The following is a 4,967-nucleotide window of genomic DNA, read 5'->3' as shown; positions in this document are numbered from 1 at the left end:
GCGGGCCCTGCGGGCCTCGCCTTCGCCATTAATGCCGCCGCGCGCGGGCATCACGTTACGCTGTTTGACGCATATGGCGAAATTGGCGGGCAGTTTAATATCGCCAAACAGATCCCCGGCAAGGAAGAATTCTATGAAACCCTGCGCTACTACCGCCGGATGATCGACGTGACTGGCGTAACGCTGAAACTGAATCACTTTGTCAGCGCACGCGATCTGCACACCTTCGACGAAGTGATCCTCGCCAGCGGGATCGAGCCGCGCATGCCGCCGATCGAGGGGATCGATCACCCTAAAGTGCTGAGCTATCTCGACGTCCTGCGCGATAAAACGCCAGTGGGTAAACGCGTGGCGATCGTTGGCTGTGGCGGGATCGGTTTTGATACCGCCATGTATCTGAGCCAGCCTGGCGATCCCACCAGCCAGAACATTGCCGAGTTCTGCGTGGAATGGGGAATCGACACCAGTCTGCAACAGCCCGGCGGTTTACGTCCGGAAGGCCCACATCTACCCCGCAGCCCACGCCAGATAGTGATGTTGCAGCGTAAAGCCAGTAAACCAGGACAAGGTTTAGGCAAAACAACGGGATGGATCCACCGTGCTACCCTGCTTTCACGCGGCGTAAAAATGATCCCGGCGGTGAGCTATCAGAAGATCGATGATGACGGGTTACACGTGATGATCAACGGCGAGCTACAGATCCTGAATGTGGATCACGTGGTGATTTGCGCCGGACAAGAGCCACGCCGTGAACTGGTCGATCCGCTGCACGCGGCAGGTAAAACGGTGCATCTGATCGGCGGCTGCGATGTGGCAATGGAACTGGATGCCCGACGCGCTATTGCGCAGGGAACCCGCTTAGCACTGGAGATTTAACACGTTGTATCCTGTAGGCCGGATAAGGCGTTAGCTGCTATCCGGCACACGCGATTAGCGGCGACGACCAGTTTTGACCGCTTTCAGCACCACGAATTTATTATTGGTGGCGATGGTCACGCAGTTGCCGAAAATCTTCTTCAGCTTGTGGAAGTAGTCGAGGTGGCGGTTGGCCACGATGTACAGTTCACCATTGATTTTCAGGCAACGGCGCGCGTGGTGGAACATCTCCCAGGCGATGTTATCGGTCAGCGCATGCTTCTGGTGGAACGGCGGGTTACACAACACAGCGTTAAAGCGGAAAGGCTCCACGCCAGACAGCGCGTTGTTGATCATAAACTCGCAGCGATCCAATGCTTCCGGCATGTTGCTTTCGACGTTCAGATGGCTTGAAGCCACCGCCATCGGCGATTCATCCACAAAGACCACCCTGGCTTGCGGGTTCTTCTCCAGCAAAGTCAGGCCAATCACACCGTTGCCACAACCGAGATCGACAATCTCGCCTTCGAGGTTTTCCGGCAGATGTTCCATAAAGAAGCGCGCACCAATATCCAGCCCGGTACGGGAAAAGACGTTGGCGTGGTTATGGATAGTCCACTCGGTACCTTCCAGCTTCCAGCTCAACGTTTGCGAGGCAGCGGCCAGCTCAGGTTTGCTGAACGTACAGTTGATCAGACGGGCTTTTTTCCACGCCAGCGTCGTGGTGGTTGGACCCAACACTTTTTCGAACAGCTCCAGCGTCGAGGTATGCACATCGCGCGCCTTCGCGCCCGCGATGATGCGCGTTTGTGGAGTCACCACTTCACGCAACGCACGCAGTTGCTGTTCCAGCAGCGCCATGGTTTTTGGCAGCTTAATCAGCACCACGCCCGGCGCCTGCGGATATTCAGCGGTGCTGTCGAGGAATTTGACGTTCGACTCGGCAATATCGTTGTGACGCAGGTTCTCGCGTGTGGCAAGCTCGCTGAGATAAGAGTCGCCAATGCTATACGGCGTATGTTCCGCCAGCGCACAGCCCAGCGCGCCGAAAGTATCATTCAGGAGAAGCACCGGGCCGCTAATCTCGGTATCGTCCAGCTGTTGCAGCAGATATTCATCTGCAGCTTCCCACGCCAGCAGCGGGTTAACGTCATCCGTCTCCGGGAAACGTTTAAGTGACAGCGAACGGAAACCGTTGTCTATGTGGCTCATCGGCCCTCCTGAATGGTAAAATTTCGGCGTATCCCTGAAAAGGGTGCGTGAGTATACACTTTTTATACTTTATATGGGGCACTAATGAGTCAGTTGACCTATCTGCAAGGCTACCCGGAGAATTTACTTTCCCAGGTTCGTACGCTGATTGCTGAACAGCGTCTGGGGGCGGTGCTGGAGAAGCGCTATCCGGGTACGCATGACTTCGCGACCGATAAAGCGCTCTGGCAATATACCCAGGATCTGAAAAATCAGTTTCTGCGAAACGCCCCGCCGCTGAATAAAGTCATGTATGACAGTAAGATACACGTGCTGAAAAATGCGCTGGGACTGCATACTGCCGTCTCCCGCGTGCAGGGTGGCAAGCTCAAAGCCAAAGCGGAAATCCGCGTGGCGACCGTTTTTCGCAATGCCCCCGAACCCTTTTTACGCATGATCGTCGTGCATGAACTGGCGCATCTGAAAGAAAAAGAGCACGACAAAGCGTTTTACCAGCTCTGCTGCCATATGGAGCCTCAGTATCACCAACTGGAGTTCGATACCCGCCTGTGGTTAACGCAACAATCGTTAAAGCAAACTGCGCCGTAGCGCACTGGCTTTGTCTTCAGGGCATGCTAAATTGACGCAAGGATCCCTTTTCGCAGCCTGAAGGCCTTTATGATACGTTTCGCAGTAATTGGCACAAACTGGATCACCCGCCAGTTTGTCGATGCCGCCCATGAAACCGGCAAATATAAGTTAACCGCAGTCTATTCCCGTAGCCTTGAGCAGGCGCAGACCTTCGCCAATGATTATCCCGTCGAGCATCTGTTTACCTCGCTGGAGGCAATGGCGCAAAGCGACGCGATTGATGCTGTTTACATTGCCAGTCCGAACTCTCTGCACTTCCCGCAGACAACGCTGTTTCTACAGCACAAAAAGCATGTCATTTGCGAGAAACCACTGGCCTCAAACCTGGCGCAAGCCGAAGCCGCTATCGCCTGCGCGCGCGAAAACCAAGTGGTGCTGTTTGAAGCATTTAAAACCGCCAGCCTGCCTAACTTCCTGTTGTTGCAGGAATCGCTTCCCAAAGTTGGAAGAATCAGAAAAGCGTTTATCAATTACTGCCAGTACTCCTCGCGTTACCAGCGCTATCTCGACGGTGAAAATCCAAACACGTTTAATCCGGCGTTCTCCAATGGCTCGATTATGGATATCGGTTTTTACTGCCTGGCCTCAGCGGTTGCGCTATGGGGTGAGCCAAAAAGCGTTCAGGCCAGCGCCAGCCTGCTGGAGAGCGGTGTGGATGCCCACGGCGTGGTCGTACTCAATTACGGCGATTTTAGCGTCACGTTGCAGCACTCGAAAGTCAGTGATTCCGTACTGGCCAGCGAAATTCAGGGCGAATCAGGGTCACTGGTTATCGAGAAGATTTCCGAGTGTCAGAAAGTGTGCTTTATTCCGCGCGGGGGCAAAACGCAGGATCTTACGGTGCCTCAGCACATCAATACTATGCTGTATGAGGCAGAGGCGTTTGCTCATTTGGTTGAATCCGGCGAAGTGGATCACCCGGCACTGGCCGTCAGCCGTATCACCGCTAAACTACAAACGGAGATTCGCCGCCAGACCGGCGTGGTTTTCCCGGCAGACGAAGCGGTAACCTCGCTGACTGCGTAAATGTGTGTAAAACGAATGTTGCAGGCCATTGACTGAATGCATGGCCTGTAATATTTTGTAACCCGCAAAGGGGAGTAACTTCGTTGTCGGTTGATCGTCATTACGATGTGTGAAAAACCACATCCGGTCACCGGGCGATAACAAAGGAATACGCCATCGTATTCCTTTGTTGTTGTAAGTGAGACCTTGCCGAATGGCAAGGTCTATGCATAAAAAGCAGCGGCTAACGTCATTCGGCGTTGGCCGTTTTTTTATGCATGGGGAAATAAAATGAATACTGTCGGCACACCGTTGTTATGGGGTGGCTTCGCTGTTGTGGTGGTCATTATGCTGGCCATCGATCTGCTGCTACAGGGTCGTCGTGGCGCACATACGATGTCGATGAAGCAGGCCGCGGCCTGGTCAATCGTCTGGGTAACGTTGTCGTTGCTGTTTAACGCGGCATTCTGGTGGTACCTGGCTGAGACTCAGGGCCGCGCCGTTGCCGACCCGCAGGCGCTGGCGTTCCTTACCGGCTATTTAATTGAAAAATCGCTGGCAGTAGATAACGTCTTTGTCTGGCTGATGCTGTTCAGCTACTTCTCCGTCCCCCCTGCATTGCAGCGTCGGGTACTGGTGTATGGCGTACTGGGTGCGATTGTATTACGTACGATCATGATCTTCACGGGCAGTTGGCTTATCGCCCAGTTTGAGTGGCTGCTGTACGTGTTCGGCGCGTTCCTGCTGTTTACCGGCGTGAAGATGGCGCTGGCGAAAGAAGACGCTTCCGGTATTGGCGACAAACCCTTAGTGCGTTGGCTGCGCGGCCATTTACGTATGACCGATACCATTGAAGACGAAAAATTCTTTGTGCGTAAAAACGGTCTGCTATTTGCGACGCCGCTGATGCTGGTATTGATCCTGGTTGAGCTGAGCGACGTGATTTTCGCCGTCGACAGTATTCCGGCAATCTTCGCCGTCACCACCGATCCGTTCATCGTGTTGACCTCGAACCTGTTTGCTATTTTAGGTCTGCGCGCGATGTACTTCCTGCTGGCAGGCGTTGCAGAGCGTTTCTCCATGCTGAAGTACGGTCTGGCGGTCATCCTGGTGTTTATCGGTATCAAGATGCTGATCGTCGATTTCTACCATATCCCGATCGCTATTTCGTTAGGCGTAGTGTTCGGTATTCTGTTTGTAACGCTGATTGTGAACGCGTGGGTCAACCACCAGCACGATAAAAAGCAGCAAATACAGTAAGGTTA

General features: G+C 53.8%; 5 protein-coding genes. 4 read left to right on the top strand and 1 reads right to left on the bottom strand.

From position 1 onward, the window contains the following. A partial coding sequence (locus tag FDX03_RS23360) for an FAD/NAD(P)-binding oxidoreductase (RefSeq protein WP_249357056.1) occupies positions 1 to 876 on the top strand: 876 nt, incomplete at its 5' end. Positions 877 to 930: 54 nt separating this feature from the next. Here the strand turns inward: FDX03_RS23360 and rlmG are convergent. Further along, the gene (gene rlmG / locus FDX03_RS13370) at positions 931 to 2,067 is read right to left on the bottom strand and encodes a 23S rRNA (guanine(1835)-N(2))-methyltransferase RlmG (RefSeq protein WP_137346048.1); all 1,137 of its coding nucleotides are present in this window, start codon (positions 2,065 to 2,067) and stop codon (positions 931 to 933) included. An 84-nt stretch (positions 2,068 to 2,151) separates the two neighbouring features. Between rlmG and FDX03_RS13365 the strand changes: the two genes are divergently transcribed. From FDX03_RS13365 to FDX03_RS13355, 3 genes are all read left to right on the top strand, one after another. After that, on the top strand, positions 2,152 to 2,655 hold the full coding sequence (locus tag FDX03_RS13365; RefSeq protein ID WP_048213335.1) for a M48 family metallopeptidase: 504 nt from the start codon (positions 2,152 to 2,154) through the stop codon (positions 2,653 to 2,655). 69 nt (positions 2,656 to 2,724) lie between these two features. Then, positions 2,725 to 3,723, top strand: a complete 999-nt coding sequence (locus FDX03_RS13360) for a Gfo/Idh/MocA family oxidoreductase (protein WP_137346047.1) — start codon at positions 2,725 to 2,727, stop codon at positions 3,721 to 3,723. A 270-nt stretch (positions 3,724 to 3,993) separates the two neighbouring features. Next, complete coding sequence (locus tag FDX03_RS13355; protein WP_048213337.1) at positions 3,994 to 4,962, top strand: TerC family protein; 969 nt, start codon at positions 3,994 to 3,996, stop codon at positions 4,960 to 4,962. Positions 4,963 to 4,967: the final 5 nt, after the last annotated feature.

Source organism: Citrobacter sp. wls827 (genome assembly GCF_005280875.1).
Classification (GTDB): domain Bacteria; phylum Pseudomonadota; class Gammaproteobacteria; order Enterobacterales; family Enterobacteriaceae; genus Citrobacter; species Citrobacter youngae.
The sequence above is the reverse complement of the archived record's forward strand: the minus strand, read 5'-3'. Positions and strand labels throughout refer to the sequence as shown.

Bases quoted from the DNA above. Each gene is read 5' to 3' on its own strand.
- rlmG (WP_137346048.1), bottom strand. From the start codon at position 2,067: ATGAGCCACATAGACAACGGTTTCCGTTCGCTGTCACTTAAACGTTTC.
- FDX03_RS13365 (WP_048213335.1), top strand. From the start codon at position 2,152: ATGAGTCAGTTGACCTATCTGCAAGGCTACCCGGAGAATTTACTTTCC.
- FDX03_RS13360 (WP_137346047.1), top strand. From the start codon at position 2,725: ATGATACGTTTCGCAGTAATTGGCACAAACTGGATCACCCGCCAGTTT.
- FDX03_RS13355 (WP_048213337.1), top strand. From the start codon at position 3,994: ATGAATACTGTCGGCACACCGTTGTTATGGGGTGGCTTCGCTGTTGTG.